The 18,579-nt window shown below is 60.3% G+C and carries 22 protein-coding genes and 1 pseudogene; 16 read left to right on the plus strand and 7 right to left on the minus strand.

All coding sequences use genetic code 11. The features are described from left to right. Positions 1–98 precede the first annotated feature (98 nt). Positions 99–680, plus strand: a pseudogene (locus U1A24_RS00040) (methyl-accepting chemotaxis protein); the annotation flags it as partial. Between the two features lie 102 nt (positions 681–782). Here the strand turns inward: U1A24_RS00040 and rpsU are convergent. Continuing rightward, positions 783–989 (minus strand): 30S ribosomal protein S21, encoded by a 207-nt coding sequence (rpsU, locus tag U1A24_RS00045; protein WP_100196301.1) that lies wholly within the window; start codon positions 987–989, stop codon positions 783–785. A 107-nt stretch (positions 990–1,096) separates the two neighbouring features. Here rpsU and U1A24_RS00050 point away from each other — a divergent pair, with 107 nt between their 5' ends. Continuing rightward, positions 1,097–1,783: a COQ9 family protein gene (locus U1A24_RS00050; protein ID WP_322319950.1), complete on the plus strand. Its 687-nt coding sequence runs from the start codon at positions 1,097–1,099 to the stop codon at positions 1,781–1,783. 12 nt (positions 1,784–1,795) lie between these two features. Then, positions 1,796–2,788, plus strand: coding sequence for an NAD(P)H-quinone oxidoreductase (locus U1A24_RS00055; protein ID WP_322319951.1), 993 nt, complete (start codon positions 1,796–1,798; stop codon positions 2,786–2,788). A gap of 100 nt (positions 2,789–2,888) precedes the next feature. Here U1A24_RS00055 and U1A24_RS00060 read toward each other — a convergent pair whose 3' ends face one another. After that, positions 2,889–3,707, minus strand: a complete 819-nt coding sequence (locus tag U1A24_RS00060) for a sulfotransferase family protein (RefSeq protein ID WP_322320140.1) — start codon at positions 3,705–3,707, stop codon at positions 2,889–2,891. 139 nt (positions 3,708–3,846) lie between these two features. Between U1A24_RS00060 and U1A24_RS00065 the strand changes: the two genes are divergently transcribed. From U1A24_RS00065 to U1A24_RS00075, 3 genes are all read left to right on the plus strand, one after another. Next, positions 3,847–5,424 carry a DUF5928 domain-containing protein gene (locus tag U1A24_RS00065; RefSeq protein WP_322319952.1) on the plus strand — a complete coding sequence of 526 codons (1,578 nt, stop codon included), beginning with the start codon at positions 3,847–3,849 and terminating at the stop codon, positions 5,422–5,424. A gap of 3 nt (positions 5,425–5,427) precedes the next feature. Beyond that, positions 5,428–5,796, plus strand: a complete 369-nt coding sequence (locus U1A24_RS00070; RefSeq protein WP_322319953.1) for an HIT domain-containing protein — start codon at positions 5,428–5,430, stop codon at positions 5,794–5,796. 151 nt (positions 5,797–5,947) lie between these two features. Next, a complete protein-coding gene (locus tag U1A24_RS00075; RefSeq protein WP_322319954.1) occupies positions 5,948–6,409 on the plus strand; it encodes a DUF1203 domain-containing protein in 462 nt (153 codons plus the stop codon). 87 nt (positions 6,410–6,496) lie between these two features. Here the strand turns inward: U1A24_RS00075 and U1A24_RS00080 are convergent, their stop codons facing one another. From U1A24_RS00080 to U1A24_RS00095, 4 genes are all read right to left on the minus strand, one after another. Then, complete coding sequence (locus U1A24_RS00080) at positions 6,497–6,844, minus strand: MmcQ/YjbR family DNA-binding protein (protein ID WP_322319955.1); 348 nt, start codon at positions 6,842–6,844, stop codon at positions 6,497–6,499. Positions 6,845–6,906: 62 nt separating this feature from the next. After that, positions 6,907–9,711, minus strand: a complete 2,805-nt coding sequence (gene polA / locus U1A24_RS00085) for a DNA polymerase I (RefSeq protein WP_322319956.1) — start codon at positions 9,709–9,711, stop codon at positions 6,907–6,909. Positions 9,712–9,934: 223 nt separating this feature from the next. After that, positions 9,935–10,582 (minus strand): TIGR02117 family protein, encoded by a 648-nt coding sequence (locus U1A24_RS00090; protein ID WP_322319957.1) that lies wholly within the window; start codon positions 10,580–10,582, stop codon positions 9,935–9,937. A 46-nt stretch (positions 10,583–10,628) separates the two neighbouring features. Then, a complete protein-coding gene (locus tag U1A24_RS00095; protein ID WP_322319958.1) occupies positions 10,629–10,814 on the minus strand; it encodes a zinc-finger domain-containing protein in 186 nt (61 codons plus the stop codon). Positions 10,815–11,143: 329 nt separating this feature from the next. On the opposite strand from U1A24_RS00095, the gene U1A24_RS00100 reads away from it, so the two are divergent. Then, on the plus strand, positions 11,144–11,746 hold the full coding sequence (locus U1A24_RS00100; protein ID WP_322319959.1) for an outer membrane lipoprotein carrier protein LolA: 603 nt from the start codon (positions 11,144–11,146) through the stop codon (positions 11,744–11,746). Positions 11,747–11,756: 10 nt separating this feature from the next. On the opposite strand, the gene U1A24_RS00105 is transcribed toward U1A24_RS00100, so the two are convergent. Then, entirely contained in the window at positions 11,757–12,335 is a 579-nt protein-coding gene (locus tag U1A24_RS00105) for a lytic transglycosylase (protein WP_322319960.1), read from the minus strand. Between the two features lie 242 nt (positions 12,336–12,577). Here U1A24_RS00105 and hspQ point away from each other — a divergent pair, with 242 nt between their 5' ends. The 9 genes from hspQ to U1A24_RS00150 all read left to right on the plus strand — a co-directional run bounded on the left by hspQ (position 12,578) and on the right by U1A24_RS00150 (position 18,561). Beyond that, entirely contained in the window at positions 12,578–12,904 is a 327-nt protein-coding gene (hspQ, locus tag U1A24_RS00110; RefSeq protein WP_054008293.1) for a heat shock protein HspQ, read from the plus strand. Positions 12,905–12,993: 89 nt separating this feature from the next. Further along, positions 12,994–13,329, plus strand: coding sequence for an STAS domain-containing protein (locus U1A24_RS00115; RefSeq protein WP_322319961.1), 336 nt, complete (start codon positions 12,994–12,996; stop codon positions 13,327–13,329). Between the two features lie 18 nt (positions 13,330–13,347). Next, the gene (locus U1A24_RS00120) at positions 13,348–13,785 is read left to right on the plus strand and encodes an ATP-binding protein (RefSeq protein ID WP_322320141.1); all 438 of its coding nucleotides are present in this window, start codon (positions 13,348–13,350) and stop codon (positions 13,783–13,785) included. A gap of 217 nt (positions 13,786–14,002) precedes the next feature. Then, positions 14,003–15,574, plus strand: a complete 1,572-nt coding sequence (locus tag U1A24_RS00125; protein WP_322319962.1) for a gamma-glutamyltransferase family protein — start codon at positions 14,003–14,005, stop codon at positions 15,572–15,574. A gap of 1 nt (position 15,575) precedes the next feature. Next, positions 15,576–16,022: a GAF domain-containing protein gene (locus U1A24_RS00130; RefSeq protein WP_322319963.1), complete on the plus strand. Its 447-nt coding sequence runs from the start codon at positions 15,576–15,578 to the stop codon at positions 16,020–16,022. Then, complete coding sequence (locus tag U1A24_RS00135; protein ID WP_322319964.1) at positions 16,019–16,378, plus strand: GFA family protein; 360 nt, start codon at positions 16,019–16,021, stop codon at positions 16,376–16,378. Before U1A24_RS00130 ends, U1A24_RS00135 begins: the two co-directional genes overlap by 4 nt. A 12-nt stretch (positions 16,379–16,390) precedes the next feature. Then, entirely contained in the window at positions 16,391–17,014 is a 624-nt protein-coding gene (locus tag U1A24_RS00140) for a LysE family translocator (protein WP_322319965.1), read from the plus strand. A 3-nt stretch (positions 17,015–17,017) separates the two neighbouring features. Then, the gene (locus tag U1A24_RS00145) at positions 17,018–17,911 is read left to right on the plus strand and encodes a homocysteine S-methyltransferase family protein (protein WP_322319966.1); all 894 of its coding nucleotides are present in this window, start codon (positions 17,018–17,020) and stop codon (positions 17,909–17,911) included. Continuing rightward, on the plus strand, positions 17,908–18,561 hold the full coding sequence (locus U1A24_RS00150) for an RluA family pseudouridine synthase (RefSeq protein WP_322319967.1): 654 nt from the start codon (positions 17,908–17,910) through the stop codon (positions 18,559–18,561). Before U1A24_RS00145 ends, U1A24_RS00150 begins: the two co-directional genes overlap by 4 nt. The last annotated feature ends 18 nt before the right edge of the window (positions 18,562–18,579 follow it).

Here is an 18,579-nt window from a genome sequence, read left to right on the forward strand (position 1 = left end):
CCGCGGTGGTCGAGTTTCGTGCCAGTGTGCGCCAGTCCGCCCATATCGCCTCGAACGCCGAGGCGTCCACAGCCCTGGCGCAATGAGAGGCACGGGGCGGCAGCCGCGTGGTGGAACAGGCGATTGCGTCGATGCAAAGCATCGCGGAAAGTTCGCAAAAGATTGCCCGGATCAACTCGGTCATCGACGAAATCGCGTTTCAATCCAATCAGCTGGCGCTGCACGCCGGGGTCGAGGCGGCCCGCGCGGTCGAGGCGGGGCGTGGCTTTGCGGTGGTCGCGTCAGAGGTGCGCGCCCTTTCGCAACGCTGTTCCGACGCGGCCAAGGAAATCACCGGTCTGGTGCAGGAAGCTGGCCTGCACGTCCGCGAAGGGGTCGATCTGGTGGGCCAGACTGGAACCGCACTGACGGTCATAACCCAAAGCGTCGCCGCCGCGGCCAAACAGGTTGCGGCCATCGCCAGCACGGCCAGCGACCAATCCCGCTCGCTGAGCGAGATCACCGCAGCAATCAACGATCTGGACAATGTGACCCAACAAAACGCGTCGATGTTCGCGGAAACCACGGTTGCCTGCCAGTCGCTGGACGAAGCCACCGAGTCGATGATCGACATGGTCAGCCAACTGAACGTCACCCTGCCGGAGCGCGCGCCGGTTGCCTATCGGCGCAAGCTGGCCTGACGCACCCCGGCGACCGGCAAAAAGAAAAACCCCCGGCCTTGCGGACGGGGGTTGATCGTGGGGCAAGGGCATACAGCCCCCACCCAGCATTCCAAGAACGACTTAAACGCCGCCTTCGCGCAATGCCTTTTTGCGCGCAAGCTTGCGCGCACGGCGAACGGCTTCGGCTTGCTCGCGCGCTTTTTTGACGGAGGGTTTCTCGAAATGTTGCTTGAGCTTCATTTCGCGGAACACGCCTTCGCGCTGGAGCTTTTTCTTGAGGGCGCGAAGCGCTTGCTCAACGTTATTATCGCGGACGCTGACCTGCATGTGGTTGTCACCACCTTCCTAAGTTAGAGTTGCACTGAATGTGCAGGCTCTGGCCGGATAGCAAAGCCCCGTGGCTTTGTCTACCTTGCGCAGAGAAGGGGAACCGAATGGATCACGAAAACAGCATGGAAGCCGCCAAAACCCGGATTTTGCAGGCCGCGCTGCCCCATGCCGCCTTTGATGGCTGGTCGCAGACCACCCTGAACGCTGCCCTGACTGATTCGGACATAGCCCCCGCATTGGCCCGCGCGCTGTTCCCGCGCGGCGGCATCGACCTTGCGGTTGCCTATCATCAGGCGGGCGATCAAGCCATGCGCGATGCCCTCGCCAGCACCGATCTGACCGCCCTGCGCTATACCGACCGCGTTGCCGCCGCGATCAAACTGCGCCTTGCTGCGGCCGACAAAGAACTCGTCCGCCGCGGCACCACCCTGTTCAGCTTGCCGCAACACGCGCCCGAAGGCGCCAAACTGATCTGGGCCAGTGCCGATGCGATCTGGCAGGCCTTGGGCGATACCTCGACCGATCTGAACTGGTACACCAAACGCGCCACGCTCTCTGCCGTCTATTCCGCCACCGTGCTGTTCTGGTTGGGCGATCACTCCGACGACAACGCCGACACCTGGGCTTTCCTGGATCGCCGTCTCGCCAATGTGACGCAATTTGAGAAAACCAAAGCCGCAATCCAAGCCAACCCGCTGGCAAAGGCGCTGCTGGCCGGGCCTGCCAAACTGCTGGAAAAGATCCGTGCACCCAAAGCCGCCGCCGATCTGCCCGGCCATCACAAACCCTGAAAGGGCCGCCTCATGACGCTTGCCTCCTCGATGCTGGCAATGGAAATCTCTATCCCCGGCGGCCCGGATGTGCTGCTGCCCGCCTCGCTGCCGGTGCCAGTGCCGGGGCATGGCCAGATCATCATCCACCTCGCCTATACCGGGGTGAACCGCCCCGACGCGCTGCAACGCGCAGGCTCTTACGCCCCACCCGCCTCTGCCTCACCGCTGCCGGGGCTGGAGGGCGCAGGCACCGTCGTCGCGATGGGGCCCGGTGTGACCCGCTGGCAGATCGGCGACAAGGTCTGCGCGCTGCTGCCCGGCGGCGGCTATGCCGAATACGCCGCCTGCCACGAATCCCATGCCCTGCCGATCCCCGAAGGCCTGACCCTGCGCGAAGCCGCCTGCCTGCCGGAAACCTGCTTCACCGTCTGGTCCAACATCGTCATGCGCGGGCGTCTGAAAGCAGGCGAGCGTTTTCTCGTCCACGGTGGTTCCTCCGGCATCGGCACAACGGCGGTGCAAATCGCCGCAGCCTTGGGTGCCCGTGTCTTTGCCACCGCTGGCAGTGATGAGAAATGCCGCGCGGTCGAGGCTTTGGGTGCAGAGACCTGCTTCAACTACAAAACCGCCGATTTTTCGGAAGAGGCGAAGAAACTCGGCGGCTTCGATCTGATCCTCGATATGGTCGGCGGCCCCTATTTGCCGCGCAACATCCGCGCCTTGGCAGATGATGGCCGCCTCGTGCAGATCGCCTTCCTGCAAGGTGCCAAGGTAGAGCTCAACTTCGCAGAAATCATGATGCGCCGCCTGACCCTGACCGGATCCACCCTGCGCCCGCAATCCGATCAGGCCAAAGCCGCCATCGCGCAAGCCGTGGAAAGCCATATCTGGCCGATGATCGCAGCGGGCAGCTTCCGCGTGGTGATCGACAGCGAATACGCACTGACCGAAGCCCCCGCAGCACATTGGCGGATGGAAAGCTCCAGCCATATCGGGAAAATCGTGATGAAAGTGCCGGATTAACCGCAGAAAATCCAAACAATTTATCTAAAATTGTCATCCTCTCTGCTCAAATATCCCACAGGGGTCTGGGGGTGTGAAACCCCCAGTTGCACCGCCAAATTCAATCGCCCAGCTTGGCGTGAACTTCATCCAGATCAATCTCGCCAATCGGCATCTTGTTGCCCGGATTGTCGAAATCATACTTGAACAGCTGGAAATCGCGCTTGTAGATTTCCCAGACCAGATGCCGCGACAGATCGTCGAAATAGTCCTCAACCGGGTGCAGCCGCTTTGGCCCGTGGCCCTCACTCTCGTTGAATTTCGGGATCCTCTTCAGATCAACCTTATGTTTTGTCTTGATTTTCTTCAGAACTGCGCCCATGCCCTCATCGAATTTCTCGGTGAAGAAAATCTTGTCATAGCGCCCGCCGTTGACGATATAGGTCGAGACATGCCCCGCCATCGCTGACCAGTGAATGTCCGGCTCCATCGGTTTCTTGAACCGGATGGTATCCCGCGCAAACAGCAAAAATCGCCGGAAGCTGGCGATCTGGTCAAACTCGCCCTGCCCGTCATCGCCGCCCACCTGCACACCGTATTTCTGCACCAACAACGGCACCAGATTGCCGCGATAGCGCTTGCCGTTGCGCTGAATGCCGCAAATCTTGTCGAAAAACGAAGACAGAATCCGCGTGTACGGGTTGCGCACGCAGGTAAAAGCGTAAGACTTGTGCTGCTTGACGTTGCGCTCAATCAAAGGCTGGCTCGCCTCGATCGCCCATTTGTGCATCCCGCCGGTCGCATCATGGATATCACCGTCAAAGAATGTGCCATGATCGGAATAGAACATGATCTGCCCGATGGTCGAGCAGGCGCATTTCGGCACCACCCGGTAGACCACCGATTCCGACTCTGTCATCCAAGTTCCGGGGAAACCCATCCGCACCCTCCCAAACGCCCGCATCCGATGCGGCACAAACCCAATCAGCCACAAAAAAGCAAACAAACTCTGTCTTTTCAATGTCTCTTCAAGGTATTCAGGGAAACAATGACGCGTTCAAGGGTTTAATGTTCTTCCAATGGCCAGAATCGCCTACATCCTTCTCTGCCACAAGGATCCCGATGGGATCATCGCTCAGGCTCAACGGCTGACAGCGGTGGGGGATTATGTCGCCATTCACTTCGATGGCCGTGCCAAGCCATCGGATTTCGACAAAATCCGCTCGGTGCTGACCGCAAACCCAAACGTCACCTTCACCAAACGCCGCGCCAAATGCGGCTGGGGCGAATGGTCCCTCGTCGAAGCCACCCTGATGGCCGTCGAGGCCGCCGTTGAAGCCTTCCCGCGCGCCACGCATTTTTACATGCTGTCCGGCGACTGCATGCCGATCAAATCCGCCGAATTCGCCCATAAATTCCTCGACCGCGAGGAAGTCGACTACATCGAAAGCTTCGATTTCTTCAGTTCCGACTGGATCAAGACCGGCATCAAGGAAGAACGCCTGATCTACCGCCACTACTTCAACGAGCGCACCCACAAGGCGCTGTTTTACGCTTCGATGAAATGGCAAGACAAACTTGGCCTGACCCGCAACGTCCCTGCCGACATCGCCATGCAAATCGGCAGCCAGTGGTGGTGCCTGCGCCGCCGCACCGTGGAATCCGTGCTGGAATTCACCAAGAAGCGCCGCGATGTGATGCGCTTCTTCCGCACCACCTGGATCCCGGATGAGACGTTTTTTCAAACCATCGTCCGCCACCTGATCCCGGAACACGAACTGCGCACCCGCACGCTGACCTTCCTGATGTTCACCGATTACGGCATGCCGGTGACGTTTTATAACGACAATTACGACCTGCTGATCAGCCAGGATTATCTGTTTGCCCGCAAGATCAGCCCGGATGCGAAAGACCTGAAAGACCGCCTGGGTAAGCTTTATGCCGCCAAAGGCGTGCGCTTTGCGATCTCGAACGAAGGCCGCTCACTGTTCAAATTCATCTCAGGCCGGGGTCGCGTAGGCCGCCGCTTTGCGCCGCGGTTCTGGGAGACCGAAAGCTCGCTCGGCCGCCATCGCACCCTGATGATGGTCACCTGCAAGAAATGGCACGTCGCCAAACGCTTGGTCGAACGCGTGCGTCAGGTCACCAACCTGCCCGCGCTGGATTATCTGTTCAACGAGGCCTCCACCCCGCTGCCCGATCTTGGCGGCATCCAATCGACGCTGGAAAAACGCACGCGCCACCGCCGCGCGCTGATGCGGGTGTTGTTCGATTACTGGCAAACCGATCAGCTTGTGGTCTGCATTGACCCCGCCAGCGTCGATCTGATGCAGGATTTCTACAACGACAAAGCCAAGGTGCGGCTGTTGGAAATCGAATGCGACTTCACCGATGATTACCTGATCGGCCATGCCAAGCGCGTGGGTCTGGCGTCAGACAGCACCCCGAAAGACACCATCGAACGCCTGCTGCCAACCATCCGCTACGATGTGAAGTTTGAAGGCGACCGCATCCGCGATGCCGGTTTTCCCAACCTGCTGCGTGTACGCCAAAGTGCCAGCATTGACGAAAACACCGTGCCTCTGGCCGAATTTCTTGACATAAGCCCCGAGAAGGCGCGCGAAATCGCCGCCACCGCTTATCTGTTTGTGGATTGACCGATGACCTACTCTTATGACCCGCAAAACATCTTCGCCCGCATCCTGCGCGGCGAAATTCCCAACAAGACCGTGCTGGAAACCGAGCATTCGCTGGCCTTCCACGACATCGCCCCGCATGCCCCGGTGCATGTGCTGGTGATCCCGAAAGGCCCCTACGCCACCTTTGATCACTTCGCAGCCGAAGCCTCGGCCGAGGAAATCCTCGATTTTCACCGCGCCTGCGCCAAGGTCTGCGAGATCGTCGGCGTCGCCCCCGGTCAGGGCTACCGCGCCATCACCAACGCAGGCCCGCATGGCATGCAAGAGGTGCCGCATTACCACCTGCACATCCTGGGCGGCAAAGTCATGGGGCCGCTGATCCAGCGTTAAGGCGGTTTGGCTTTCATCAATTTCATCAGAATATGCCCCTTCCAGCGGTGATTTCTGCCTTAGGATAAGGCCAATGCGTTAACCGCAGGTTTCGGGTCGCCTGAAACCTGATCGCGGCGCTATCTGGGCCAATCCTAACCCAGAGGTTGCCATGATCCGCTTCACGCCCATCCCCACCGAAACCGTCCGCGCCTACCAGGCCGGAGGCCCCGACGCCAACGGCCAGCCGCCCGAGCGCCATATCTCCGACGGCGCAGGCAACCCCTGCCGCCATTGTCTGCAAATGATCCCGAAGGGCGCAGGCATGTTGATCCTCGCCCACCGGCCCTTCCCCTCAGCGCAACCCTACGCCGAACTCGGCCCGATATTCCTCTGCGCTGACGCGTGCGACGCAGGCACCACCGACACCATCCCCGAAATCCTCGCCTCCCCCGATTACATCATCCGGGGCTATTCCGCCGAGAACCGCATCGTCTACGGCACAGGTGCCGTCGTCCCCACAGCGACGATCCCCGCCGAGGCCGAAACCCGACTGACCGACCCGCGCATCGCCTATGTCCACATAAGGTCCGCCCGCAACAACTGCTACCAACTGCGCGTTGAGCGCGCGTAACCAAGGGTGATCTAAAGCCTTCCGGCTCCGCATCCCCCCGCGCCGCATTCCCCACGCCGCCCCGGTCTTGAGCCGGGGCCGCTTGCATCATCGCGCGTCCCAGTCCTTCAAAAACCGCTTCGGTGCCGCATCCCGCCACTGCTGCTGCAGCCGCGCCCGCGCCCAGCCCGGATCAATGCAGCCTCCCCGCACCAAAACCAGATTGTAGGGCGCATAATGCGGATGCAGAAAGAACGTCTCCGGTTCCGCCGCCATCAGCATTTCCCGCTCATCGCGGCTAGCTTTGAACACCGCCGCATCCTCGTAATACGACCAATAGCACCACATCTTGCCAAAGGCCTTCAACGCCTCATGCCCCCAAGGCGTGGCCAAGGTGATCTCGGGCAGATCCATGCCCAAAGCAAACGCCTTCAACTCCGCCCAGGTCTGGATCACTTAGGTCATCCTCTGTGCTCAAATATCCTGGGGGTCCGGGGGCTAGCCCCCGGCGCTGGCCCTCAGTGCGCCGCAGCCCAAGTAGCCCCCACGCCCGCCTCAACCGTCAACGGCACCTTCAGATGCACCGCCGGATGCGAGGCCCCCTCCATCACATCCTTCGCCACCTTGATCAGCGCCTCGGCAGCGCCTTCCTCGACCTCGAACAGCAATTCATCATGCACCTGCAACAGCATGGTCGCCGGAATCCCCGCAATCGCCGCAGGCATCCTGATCATCGCCCGCCGGATCACATCCGCAGCCGTGCCCTGAATAGGCGCGTTGATTGCCGCCCGCTTGGCAAACCCCGCCCCCGGACCCTTGGCGTTGATCTCGGGCGTGTGGATTTTCCGGCCAAATAGCGTCTGCACAAAGCCGTTCTTCTGCGCGAAGGCCACGGTATCCGACATGTATTCCTTGATCCCCGGAAACCGCTCAAAATACCGATCAATGAAGCCCTGCGCCTCGGCCCGCGGGATCCGCAAATTCCGCGCCAGACCAAAGCCGGAAATCCCGTAGATCACGCCAAAGTTGATCGCCTTCGCCCTACGGCGAATATCGCTGGTCATCTGATCCAGCGGCACATTGAACATCTCACTTGCCGTCAGCGCGTGAATATCAATGCCATCCTTGAACGCCTGTTGCAGCGCGGCCAGATCCGCCACATGCGCCAAAATCCGCAGCTCGATTTGGCTATAGTCCAGCGACACCAACACCTTGCCCTTCGGCGCCACAAACGCCTCACGGATCCGCCGCCCCTCTTCCGACCGGATCGGAATGTTCTGCAAATTCGGATCGGTCGAGGCCAGACGCCCGGTCACCGCCCCAGTGATCGAATACGAGGTATGCACCCGGCCCTCGGCATCAATATGATCCTGCAACGCGTCCGTATAGGTCGATTTCAGCTTGGCCAACTGCCGCCAATCCAGCACCAGCCCCGGCAAGCTATGCTCGGTCGCCAGATCCTCCAACACATCCGCCCCGGTGGCATAGGCCCCGGTCTTGCCCTTCTCGCCCCCCGGCAGGCCCAGCTTGTCGAACAGGATTTCGCCCAACTGCTTCGGCGAGCCGACATTGAACGGCTGCCCCGCCACCTGTTGAATTTCCGCCTCCAACCCCGCCATCTTCTGCGCGAAGGCATTCGACATCCGGGATAAAGTATCGCGGTCCACCTGAACCCCGGCCATCTCCATCCGCGCCAGCACCGGCACCAAGGGCCGCTCCAAGGTCTCATACACCGTCGTCACCCGCGCGCGGTGCAGTTGCGGCTTGAACAATTGCCACAGCCGCAGAGTCACATCGGCATCCTCGGCGGCATATTTCACCGCATCATCCACCGCGACTCGATCAAACGTCACCTGAGATTTTCCTGACCCCAACAAGCTCTTGATCGGAATACAGGTATGCCCCAGATACTTCTCGGACAGAGCATCCATGCCATGCCCGTTCAGCCCCGCCTGCATCGCGGAACTCATCAACATGGTGTCGTCAAACGGCGCGATCTCGACGCCATACCGTTTGAAAATCTTCCAGTCATATTTCATGTTCTGGCCGATTTTCAGGATCGCAGCATCCTCCAGCACCGGCTTCAACGCCGCCAGAACCTCATCAAGCCCCAACTGCCCCGGCACCAGTTCGGATGAGCCAAACAGATCACCGCCGCCCTGCTTATGGCCCAGCGGAATATAGGCAGCCTTCCCGGCATCAACGCATAGAGAAATCCCCACCAGTTCCGCCTGCATCTCGTTCAGAGAGGTGGTTTCGGTATCCACCGCCACATGCCCGACATGCGTGATGCGCGCGATCCACGCCTCCAGCGCGGCCATCGTGTCGATCTTCTCATACAGCGCCACGTCGAACGGCACAGCGGGCGTTTCCAGCGCGTTCTCGGCATCATTCACCGCCGCCAAGGCCAAGCCGTCATCCACTGCGGGTGCCGGGATCTTCAACCGCTCTGACACGCGCTTGGTCAGGGTCGAAAACTCCATCTCGCGCAGAAACGCCATCACCACATCCGGCTCGGGCGAGGCCAGTTCCAGATCGTCCAACAGACATTCCAACGGCATATCCGCATCCAGCGTCACCAAGCGCTTGGAAATGCGGATCAACTCGGCATTATCCAGCAACGCCTCGCGCCGCTTGGGTTGCTTGATCTCGCCCGCGCGCTGCAACAGGGTTTCCAGATCGCCGTATTCTTGAATAAGCAAAGCCGCGGTTTTCAGGCCAATGCCCGGCGCGCCCGGCACGTTATCCACCGAATCCCCGGCCAAAGCCTGCACATCCACCACCCGATTGGGGGCGACGCCGAACTTTTCGAACACTTCGTCGATGCCAAGCCGCTTGTTCTTCATCGGGTCCAGCATATCAACGCCGTCGCCAACCAGCTGCATCAGGTCTTTGTCGGAAGAGATGATCGTCACCGATCCACCCGCCTCCCGCGCCCGCCGCGCCAAAGTGGCGATAATATCGTCGGCCTCATAGCCATCCTGCTCGATGCAGGCGACGTTGAACGCCTTGGTGGCCTTGCGGGTATAAGCAAACTGCGGTCGCAAATCTTCGGGCAATTCCGGGCGGTTGGCTTTGTATTTATCATAGATTTCATTGCGGAAGGTGATCGATCCCGCATCGAAGATCACTGCCAGATGCGTCGGTGCGGTTTCCTTGCGGATCGAGGTCAACTCGCCCCAAAGCAGGTTGCAAAACCCCGCCACCGCCCCCACCGGCATGCCATCCGATTTCCGCGTCAGCGGGGGAAGTGCATGATAGGCCCGGAAAATAAACGCCGAGCCGTCGATCAGATGCAGGTGATTGCCCTTGCCGAATGCCATGATCTGCCCGCCCTTTTTTCCGCTACAGGGCGCAGTATTGCCACGAAGCGGCTTGGCGTTCTAGCCTTGATGCCCCCTCATATGTCTTTGGCATCGCGTCTTCTTGCCAGATTTTCAAACCTTGGCGTGCTGCCCAACACCCCTCGCACAACGGCCTTCAGCCTTATGCGCGACGAACCGACAAACTCTGCCCCGCAGAGTTTGCCCCCGGTTCGGCCTCCCGTCAGCCGTTATGCCACCCCAGTGCCAGTTCCACCGCCTGCGGCGTCGGGGTCCAAATGCCAAACGGCACCCCCGCCGCGCGCAGCGTCTCGCCCACCCAGGCATTGCAGGGATACAGCAGGCTGAAATCGCCCTTGGCCGCGAAAAACGCGTCGTGATCATTGAAATGCGCGGCCAGCGGCAGCGGAGCCCCGGTCTGATCGCGCTGAAAATCCCCATCCAGACTGCGCAGCAGCGCCTGATACTGCGCCTCCGACAGCGTGAAATAGCTGATCCCCGCCACGCCGCTGACATCCCCCGCCACATCCAGATGCAGCACGGCCTTGTCGCCGGTGATCGCGGTCCAGACCGCCGCCGGCTTCATATCGCTGTAGCTTCCGGCACTGGTGTAGAACGCTTCCGATCCCCAGCCCACCAGCAACCACTCGGCCTGCGGCGCATGCACCGGCACCCCGGCAGCTTCGGCAAAGCCATAGCGGCTGCGCAACTCGGGCGACATCGGCAGCAGAAAATCATAATGGATCGGCGCGCGCGCCAGCCCGATCAACACATCGGTGCCGGGGGCCAGATCAGCGTGTTTGCCAGGGATCACCGCCCCCGCAATCCCGGCCGCAAAATACAGCAGCGGCAAAGCGATAATGGCTGTCACCAGCCGGATCAGACCGCGGCCGCGCAAGCCTTAGTGCCTGCTGACGTCAGTGGTCGTCATGGGCATGGGCGCGGTCGATCACATAACGCTTGTCGCAATAGCCACATTCGACAAATCCGGTATCCTCGGGGATGGTCAGCCAAACCCGAGGATGCCCCAAAGCCCCCTCACCACCATCGCAAGCGATTTTCCAGTGGGTGACAATCTGGGTTTCCGGGGCGTTGATCGACATATTGGCGTCCTTGGCTGGGGTTGCCCGCATTGTAACCGCAACCGCCCCACGGGCAAGGGGCGCTGCGGTTGAAAACGCCGAAGCCTCCGGCGGGGATATTTAGACCAAGATGAAACTGCGAAACTTCACATTGGCCTAAATACTCCCTCCGAAGCATTCAACGGGCGAATGTGTTAAAAATCCCTTAACGCGGCCATATCAAGCCATTGTTTTTACATGACATTAAAAGGTCCCGAGTTGGGACCGCTCACGAAACCCGCCTCGGCACCTCTCCGCCAAGTGAACGCAAGGGGGGTGCAGCGCCGCTTTGCCTGTCATATATAGAAAGCATGAAACCGCTTCGCACCCTCCTCGCCCCGCTCGCCCTGGTCCTTCTCGCCGTCCCCGCATGGGCCGAGAAAATCCCATTGAAGGATCTGTCGGCCTATCTGAACAGCCTGACCACGGTCGAGACTCAGTTCACCCAAGTCAACGCCGACGGCTCCATCGCCACCGGCAAGCTGATCATCAAACGCCCCGGCCGGGTCCGCTTTGAATACGCCCCGCCGGACAAATCGCTGGTGCTGGCCTCCAGCGGCAACGTCGCGATTTTCGATGCGAAGTCGAACCAAGCGCCGGAACAGTATCCGCTGAAACGGACCCCCCTGAACCTGATCCTCGCCGCCAACGTCAATCTCGGCAGCGCCAAAACCGTGGTCGCCCATACCGAGGCCAAGAACGCCACCCAAGTCGTGGCGCAAGACCCCCAGCATCCCGAATACGGCCAGATCGCGCTGGTGTTTACATCCAACCCGACCACCCTGCGGCAATGGGTGATCACCGATGATCTGGGTCAGCAAACCACGGTGATCCTGGGTGATCTGAAGACCGGCGGCAATTACAGCGGCAGCCTGTTCAACATCACCGACGAAATCGAACGCCGCGGCCGCTAACCCCGTCTCGCTAGCGGCAATAGCTTAGTTGCTGCGCATACATCTGCGACCGCCGCCCGATCGCGGCGGCGACATCGACCAGCCACGGCTTGTTCAGATAAGACTGGTTGGCATAGCCGGTCCGGCCTTCATGATAGGCCAGATACTGCGACTCGGCATCGTTCATCGAGATCCCCAGCCGCTGATTGCTCTGGCTCATGTACCATCCCATGAAGTCGGTGGCATCGGTGATCCGGTCGCGCTTGGCACCAAAGCGGCGCTGCTCGTCTTGATATTCTTCCCAAGTGCCATCCAGCGCCTGACTATAGCCATAGGCCGAAGATTGCCGCCCCATCGGGATCACCCCCAACGCAAACTGATGCGGAGTGCGGGCATTGCCGACGAACTTGCTCTCTTGATAGATCGCGGCCATCTGCACATGCACCGGCACGCCCCATTTCCGCTCTGTCGCCTTCATCGCCCTATAATAGGTCGGGCGCTGCTGCAAAATCGCGCAAGCGTCATCCAGTTTTTTCGGCGCCGAAGAACTCCCACCCCCGCAAGATGCAAGGGCCAACAACAGGATCGACGCACGGAGAAGTCTGCTCATTTGCCCCTCGCGTTTTTATTTTGTGGTCAAGATACGAGAAAACCCGTGCAGATGAAATGGGCATGTCTGGGTTTTTCCATGACAATCCCGTGCAAAACCCAGGCGTCGGCGGATTTCGGATGGGCGAGACCTTGCCAGACTAGGCGGCAGGCCAATACAGACTGTTTCCCCCGGAGCGCGCCTGTGGAATAGACACCGTCTGCGCAACGGATTACTAACCCTTTTAGGGGAGCACATGCACGATGTTGAAGACGGCGGCCAAATATCACATCGGTCAGGTGCTTCGTCATCGCAAGCACCCGTTTCGTGGTGTGGTGTTCGATGTGGACGCGATGTTTTCCAACACCGAGGAATGGTATCACGCCATCCCAGAAGATGCCCGCCCCTCGCGCAATCAACCCTTCTATCACCTGCTGGCCGAGAATGACCAAAGCTACTATGTGGCCTATGTCTCCGAGCAGAACCTTGTCCCAGATGAAACCGGCGAGCCGATAACGCATCCCGATCTGCCTGACCTGTTTGGCGACTTCGAGAATGGCCGCTACCCGCTGCAGTTTCAGCTGAACTGATCCTGCGCCAGATTATCCAGCTCTGCTTACCAATCGGTAACCTCTTGGCCCTAACCTGAGCCCAGTGATTCAGAAAAGGGGCCAAGCAGATGGAGCTTGTGGCGGAACAACGCGGCGAAATTATTGTGGTCAGCGCTTTGGGTGACCGTATCGACGCGGCGGGGGCTATTCAGTTCAAAGACCGCATGCGCGAACTGACACAGGCGCCGTCGCTTCGGGTCATTTTGGATATGTCGCGGGTGGCATTTCTGGACAGCAGCGGTCTGGGCGCTGTGGTTGCGGTGATGAAGGCTCTGGGGCCAGAGCGTAAGCTTGAACTCTCGGGCCTCACAATCACAGTAAAAAAAGTTTTTCGGCTGACCCGGATGGACAGCATTTTCACAATTCATGACCAAATACCTGACGGTTTGCGGCAAGTGAGTTGACCGGTGCGCGCCAAGGCGGTGGAATTCTCCACCAGCGCCCGGCTGACAATCCCGGGGCACCAAACAGCCGTCCGCGATGGCTTACGCGCTTTGCTGGACACGCTTTTGCTGCGCAGCCTGCCCGAAGACGGCCGCGGCACCGCTGAAATCGTTCTGGCTGAGGCGTTGAACAACATTGTTGAACATGCCTATGCACACCATGATGGTGAAATTGAAATCTCGCTTCAACTGCGGCGAAACGAACTGCTCTGCAAAATTTCGGATACGGGTGTGCCGATGCCGGGCGGTCAATTGCCTGCTGGTGTGTTGGCCCCGCATGGGGATTGTGCGGATCTGCCAGAGGGCGGCTTTGGTTGGCACTTGATTCGACGCCTGTCGAAAGACCTTGATTACCGCCGTGAGGATGGGCGCAACCTACTCAGCTTTCGGCTTGATACGAAACAATCACCAGCCTGATGGTCGATTGTCTCCATTTCGCCAGATCTGCCACCTGTTTGCCAGAATTTCCCCCTAAAATAGCCCTCGTTAGTCGCCAAAATCGACGCTGTAGCTGCATAAAGCTTCACTCGGCGCTGCGGATATTGCCCCCACCCAGTTCGTGGCGCCGAGGTCCATCTACCCTTGGAAATCCCTCCACATTTCCCTAGGCTTGTCGCCAACAGGAGGGTTCTTCATGCGCAATTTTCAGGCTCCGGGCCGTTCGGCAATCTATGCCAGCAATGGCGTCTGTGCCACATCACATCCTTTGGCCGCCAAAGTGGCGATTGAAACGCTGGAGGCTGGCGGCAATGCGGTGGATGCGGCCATCGCGGGTGCCATCCTGCTGGGGATCTGCGAGCCGCAAATGACCGGGATCGGTGGCGATTGCTTTGCGCTGATCAAACCAGCTGGGGAAGAGCGGATCGTGGCGCTGAACGGTTCGGGCCGCGCGCCGAAAGCCTATTCGGCACAGGCGATGCGGGATCGCGGTCTTGATGCCGTGCCAGTGCGCGGCGTTGATCCGGTGACGGTGCCGGGTGCGATGGATGCGTTTTGCCGCCTTTCCAGCGATTGGGGCAAGATGGGTCTCGACCGCGTGCTGGCCCCGGCGATTCGCTATGCCGATGAAGGCGTGCCCGTGGCACCCCGCGTCGCCTTCGACTGGGCGGCGGATGGCCCGGAACTCAGCGGCGACGCCCGCAAGTTTTACCTGCTGGACGGGAAAATCCCGCAGATCGGTCAGATCTTCCGCGCGCCCGGTCAGGCCGAAGTGCTGCGCCGCGTCGCCCGTGAAGGCCCCGCCGGATTTTATGAGGGCGAGGTTGCCGAAGACATGGTCACTTCGCTGCAAGCCATGGGTGGCCTGCACACTTTGGAAGATTTCGCAGCCACCGCATGCACTTACACCGATCCGATTGCGGGCGACTACAAAGGCACCGAACTGGTCGAGCATCCGCCAAACGGTCAGGGTGCCACTGCGATCCTGATGCTGAACATCCTCAAACACTTCGATCTTGCCGCGATGGATCCGTTCGGCACCCAGCGCGCGCATATCGAGGCCGAGGCCGCCAAGCTGGCCTACGATGCCCGCAATCGCTTCATTGCCGAGACAGCACCCCGGCTGGATCACATGCTGTCGCCGGAAACGGCCGCGAAACTGGCCGCGCTGATCGACCCAAAACGCGCGATGGCCTCTGCCGCACCGCTGAGCGAGGCCGTGCACAAAGACACCATCTACATCACGGTTGTCGACCGTGACCGCATGGCGGTGTCGCTGATCTATTCGATTTTCTGGGGCTTTGGCGCGGGCATCGCCTCGCAGAAATTTGGCATCAACTTCCAGAATCGCGGCGCGGGGTTCAGTCTTCAGCCGGGCCATCCGAACGAGGCAGGCGGCGGCAAGCGGCCGATGCATACGATCATTCCGGGCATGTTGCGCAAAAATGGCAAGGTGATCATGCCGTTCGGTGTGATGGGTGGGGCCTATCAGCCCTGCGGCCATGCGCGGTTTGTGTCAAATATGATCGACTATGGGCTCGAGGCTCAAGCCGCCATCGACGCGCCACGCTGTTTCTCGGGGGCCGAAGGCATGCTGGTGGAAAGCGGATACAGCCCGGAAGTGCGCACAGAGTTGGCGCAGATGGGGCATCAGGTGTCGCTGTCACCCGAGCCGATTGGCGGCGCGCAAAGCATCCTGATCGACGAGACCGGCATCCTGATCGGCGCGTCAGACCCGCGCAAAGACGGCTGTGCTTTGGGATATTGATATGCAGCACATCACCGATAGCATCCGCGCGCTGACGCATGGCGAAACCGATACCGTGGCGCTGATGGCCACCGTCGCGTGCGAATTGCACCACGCTCATCCCTTCGCCGATTGGACGGGGTTCTACCGGGTGACCGCGCCTAACCTGTTGAAAATCGGTCCCTATCAAGGTGGCCACGGCTGTCTTGTCATCCCGTTTTCACGCGGTGTCTGTGGGGCCTGCGCCCGCACGGGCCAGGTGCAGAATGTGCCGGATGTCGATGCCTTTCCCGGCCATATCGCCTGCGCGACATCGACCAAATCCGAACTGGTGTTGCCGGTCTGGAACGGTGCGGGCAAGCTGCTGGGCGTTTTGGACATCGACAGCAACACCCCCGCCGCCTTCACCAAAGCCGATGAGGATTGGCTGGTGCCGCTGTTGGCAGAAGTTTTCAGGGATGCGCAATGAAGGGCGGTTGTCTCTGCGGGCAAGTGCGGTTTGAGGCTGATGCGCCGCTGCGCGACGTGTTTGCCTGCCATTGCTCGCAATGCCGCAAAACCTCGGGGCATTTCTGGGCGGCAACTTCCGTCCCGTTGGATCGTTTCCGGCTGACCGAAAGCGCGGGCCTGCGCTGGTTTCAATCCTCGCCGCAAGCGCGACGCGGATTTTGCGGCATTTGCGGCTCCAGCCTGTTTTGGGAACCTGTCGGCGAGGACCGGATCAGCATCGCCGCAGGCACGCTGGAGGGGGCGACTGGGCTGCAAATCACTCAGCATTGGTGCCTTGAGGACAAAGGCGATTACTACGACATTCCAACGTCTTAACCCGGAGGCGCCATGTGGGATATCATCACCGGCATCGGCCTGCACAACCTGCTCGCTTTCATCGGAGGCGGCTTGGTGGTGAATCTGACACCCGGGCAAGATGTGTTCTTCGCCACCGCCTCGGGCACCCAGGGTGGCCCGCGTGCAGGGGTGATGGCGGGGCTTGGCGTCGGCCTTGGTGCCCTGTGGCATGTGGCGTTATCAGCGCTTGGCCTCTCGGCGCTGATCGCAGCCAACCCTGAGGCGCTGTCTGCAATCAAATACGCAGGGGCCGCTTATCTGCTTTATATCGCTTGGAAATCCTGGCGAGACAACGGCGAAATTACCCCCGGCAAAGGCCAGCGCACCGGTTGGGCGGCCTTCCGCAAGGGCGCTTTGACCAACATGCTGAACCCCAAACCGATCCTGTTCATGCTGGCCTTCCTGCCACAATTCGTAAACCCCAGCCTCGGCCCGGTATGGATGCAGATTCTTCTGCTCGGCACGATCTTCGGGCTTACTGGCACCCTGATCACCGTCGGGTATGGCTATTTGGCAGGGCGCGCGGGCCATGCTATTGGCGCACGCATGGGCCTGCTGAACAAAGTGGCGGCGGTGCTGTTTGCCGGTCTGGCGGCGAAATTGATCACGGAGTGAATGATGCAGATTACCCTTCTCGATGGCGGTATGGGCCAGGAACTGGTCGCGCGCTCGGGCGATGAACCCACCCCGCTGTGGGCCACGCGGGTGATGATCGACCATCCCGGTCTGGTGAAAGCCATCCACGACGATTACTTCGCTGCAGGCGCGTCGGTGGCCACCACCAACACCTATAACATCCTGCATGATCGGCTGGAGGGCGTTGGCCTTGACGCACTCTATCACGCCCTGCATCTGCGGGCCTTGATGGAAGCACATGAGGCAAAAGCCCAAGCCGGGCGCGGGATGATCGCCGGGTCTATGGGGCCGTTGGGCGAATCCTATCGCCCCGATCTGACCCCGCCCGTTTCGGTTTCCGCCCCACTTTACGCCGAAAAGGCGCGCATCTTGGCCCCGCATGTCGACGTGATCCTGCTGGAAACCATGTCCTCGCTGGACCTCGCGCGCGGCGCTTTGCAGGGCGCACAGGCGGCGGGCCTGCCCGTGTGGCTGTCGGTTTCGGTGCATGATCGCGACGGCAGCCGCCTGCGCTCGGGCGAGCCGATTGCCGGGTTGCGCGATCTGATCGCCGAACACCCCACCGCCGCCGTGCTGGCAAATTGCTCAATGCCCGAGGCGATGCTGGCCGCCCTGCGCGAGTTGTCGCAAATGGGCCTGCCTTTTGGCGCCTATGCCAATGGCTTCAGCGAAATCTCCAGCCTGCCGCTGCCCGACGCCGTTGCGGCACCCGACTACACCCATCGCCACGACCTATCCCCCGAGAAGTACACCGCTTTCGTGATGGAATGGATCGCCCTTGGGGCCACCATCGTCGGCGGCTGCTGCGAGGTTGGCCCCGCCCATATCCGCCATCTTGCCGCCAGCCTGAAAGCCGCAGGCCACAGCATCGTATGATCCCGGATTTTATCTACAATCCCCCCGATGTGCCGCTGGATATCCTGTACCAAGATGCGCAAATCATCATGGTGAACAAGCCTGCGGGCCTGTTGTCGGTACCCGGCAAGCTGGAAGGCCGCGAGGATTGCCTCGTCAGCCGCTTGCAAGCGGCGCATTGGGATACTTTACTGGTGCATCGTCTGGATTGTGACACCTCTGGCGTGATGATCTTTGCCCGCACCAAACAAGCGCAAGGCTTTCTGGGACAGGAATTTGAAAAGCGGCGCGCCAAGAAAACCTACATCGCAGAAGTTTATGGGGCATTAACGCCAGATCAGGGCCATATCGACCTGCCGCTGTGCGCCGATTGGCCAAACCGTCCACGCCAGATGGTAGACCACACCCACGGTCGTCCCGCGCAGACCGATTGGCATGTGATATCGCGCGGGCCAGAGACCACCCGCGTCCGGCTGTTTCCTTTGACCGGACGCAGCCATCAGTTGCGTGTGCATATGCTGGCGCAGGGCTGCCCGATCTTGGGTGATCCAATCTATGCCACGGGAATGGCGCGCGATTTTCCTCGGCTGATGCTGCACGCTGAAAGCCTGTCGCTGCACCACCCCGAGACCAAAGACTGGATCACTTTCAGCGCGCCAATCCCATTTTAATGTGACAAGACTTTGTGA

It is taken from the genome of Cypionkella sp. (assembly GCF_034376685.1).
Lineage (GTDB): Bacteria > Pseudomonadota > Alphaproteobacteria > Rhodobacterales > Rhodobacteraceae > Cypionkella.

Excerpts from the sequence above, each read along its gene's own strand:
- rpsU (WP_100196301.1), bottom strand. The coding sequence starts at position 989 with ATGCAGGTCAGCGTCCGCGATAATAACGTTGAGCAAGCGCTTCGCGCC.
- U1A24_RS00050 (WP_322319950.1), top strand. The coding sequence starts at position 1,097 with ATGGATCACGAAAACAGCATGGAAGCCGCCAAAACCCGGATTTTGCAG.
- U1A24_RS00055 (WP_322319951.1), top strand. The coding sequence starts at position 1,796 with ATGACGCTTGCCTCCTCGATGCTGGCAATGGAAATCTCTATCCCCGGC.
- U1A24_RS00060 (WP_322320140.1), bottom strand. The coding sequence starts at position 3,707 with ATGGGTTTCCCCGGAACTTGGATGACAGAGTCGGAATCGGTGGTCTAC.
- U1A24_RS00065 (WP_322319952.1), top strand. The coding sequence starts at position 3,847 with ATGGCCAGAATCGCCTACATCCTTCTCTGCCACAAGGATCCCGATGGG.
- U1A24_RS00070 (WP_322319953.1), top strand. The coding sequence starts at position 5,428 with ATGACCTACTCTTATGACCCGCAAAACATCTTCGCCCGCATCCTGCGC.
- U1A24_RS00075 (WP_322319954.1), top strand. The coding sequence starts at position 5,948 with ATGATCCGCTTCACGCCCATCCCCACCGAAACCGTCCGCGCCTACCAG.
- polA (WP_322319956.1), bottom strand. The coding sequence starts at position 9,711 with ATGGCATTCGGCAAGGGCAATCACCTGCATCTGATCGACGGCTCGGCG.
- U1A24_RS00095 (WP_322319958.1), bottom strand. The coding sequence starts at position 10,814 with ATGTCGATCAACGCCCCGGAAACCCAGATTGTCACCCACTGGAAAATC.
- U1A24_RS00100 (WP_322319959.1), top strand. The coding sequence starts at position 11,144 with ATGAAACCGCTTCGCACCCTCCTCGCCCCGCTCGCCCTGGTCCTTCTC.
- U1A24_RS00105 (WP_322319960.1), bottom strand. The coding sequence starts at position 12,335 with ATGAGCAGACTTCTCCGTGCGTCGATCCTGTTGTTGGCCCTTGCATCT.
- hspQ (WP_054008293.1), top strand. The coding sequence starts at position 12,578 with ATGTTGAAGACGGCGGCCAAATATCACATCGGTCAGGTGCTTCGTCAT.
- U1A24_RS00115 (WP_322319961.1), top strand. The coding sequence starts at position 12,994 with ATGGAGCTTGTGGCGGAACAACGCGGCGAAATTATTGTGGTCAGCGCT.
- U1A24_RS00125 (WP_322319962.1), top strand. The coding sequence starts at position 14,003 with ATGCGCAATTTTCAGGCTCCGGGCCGTTCGGCAATCTATGCCAGCAAT.
- U1A24_RS00130 (WP_322319963.1), top strand. The coding sequence starts at position 15,576 with ATGCAGCACATCACCGATAGCATCCGCGCGCTGACGCATGGCGAAACC.
- U1A24_RS00135 (WP_322319964.1), top strand. The coding sequence starts at position 16,019 with ATGAAGGGCGGTTGTCTCTGCGGGCAAGTGCGGTTTGAGGCTGATGCG.
- U1A24_RS00140 (WP_322319965.1), top strand. The coding sequence starts at position 16,391 with ATGTGGGATATCATCACCGGCATCGGCCTGCACAACCTGCTCGCTTTC.
- U1A24_RS00145 (WP_322319966.1), top strand. The coding sequence starts at position 17,018 with ATGCAGATTACCCTTCTCGATGGCGGTATGGGCCAGGAACTGGTCGCG.
- U1A24_RS00150 (WP_322319967.1), top strand. The coding sequence starts at position 17,908 with ATGATCCCGGATTTTATCTACAATCCCCCCGATGTGCCGCTGGATATC.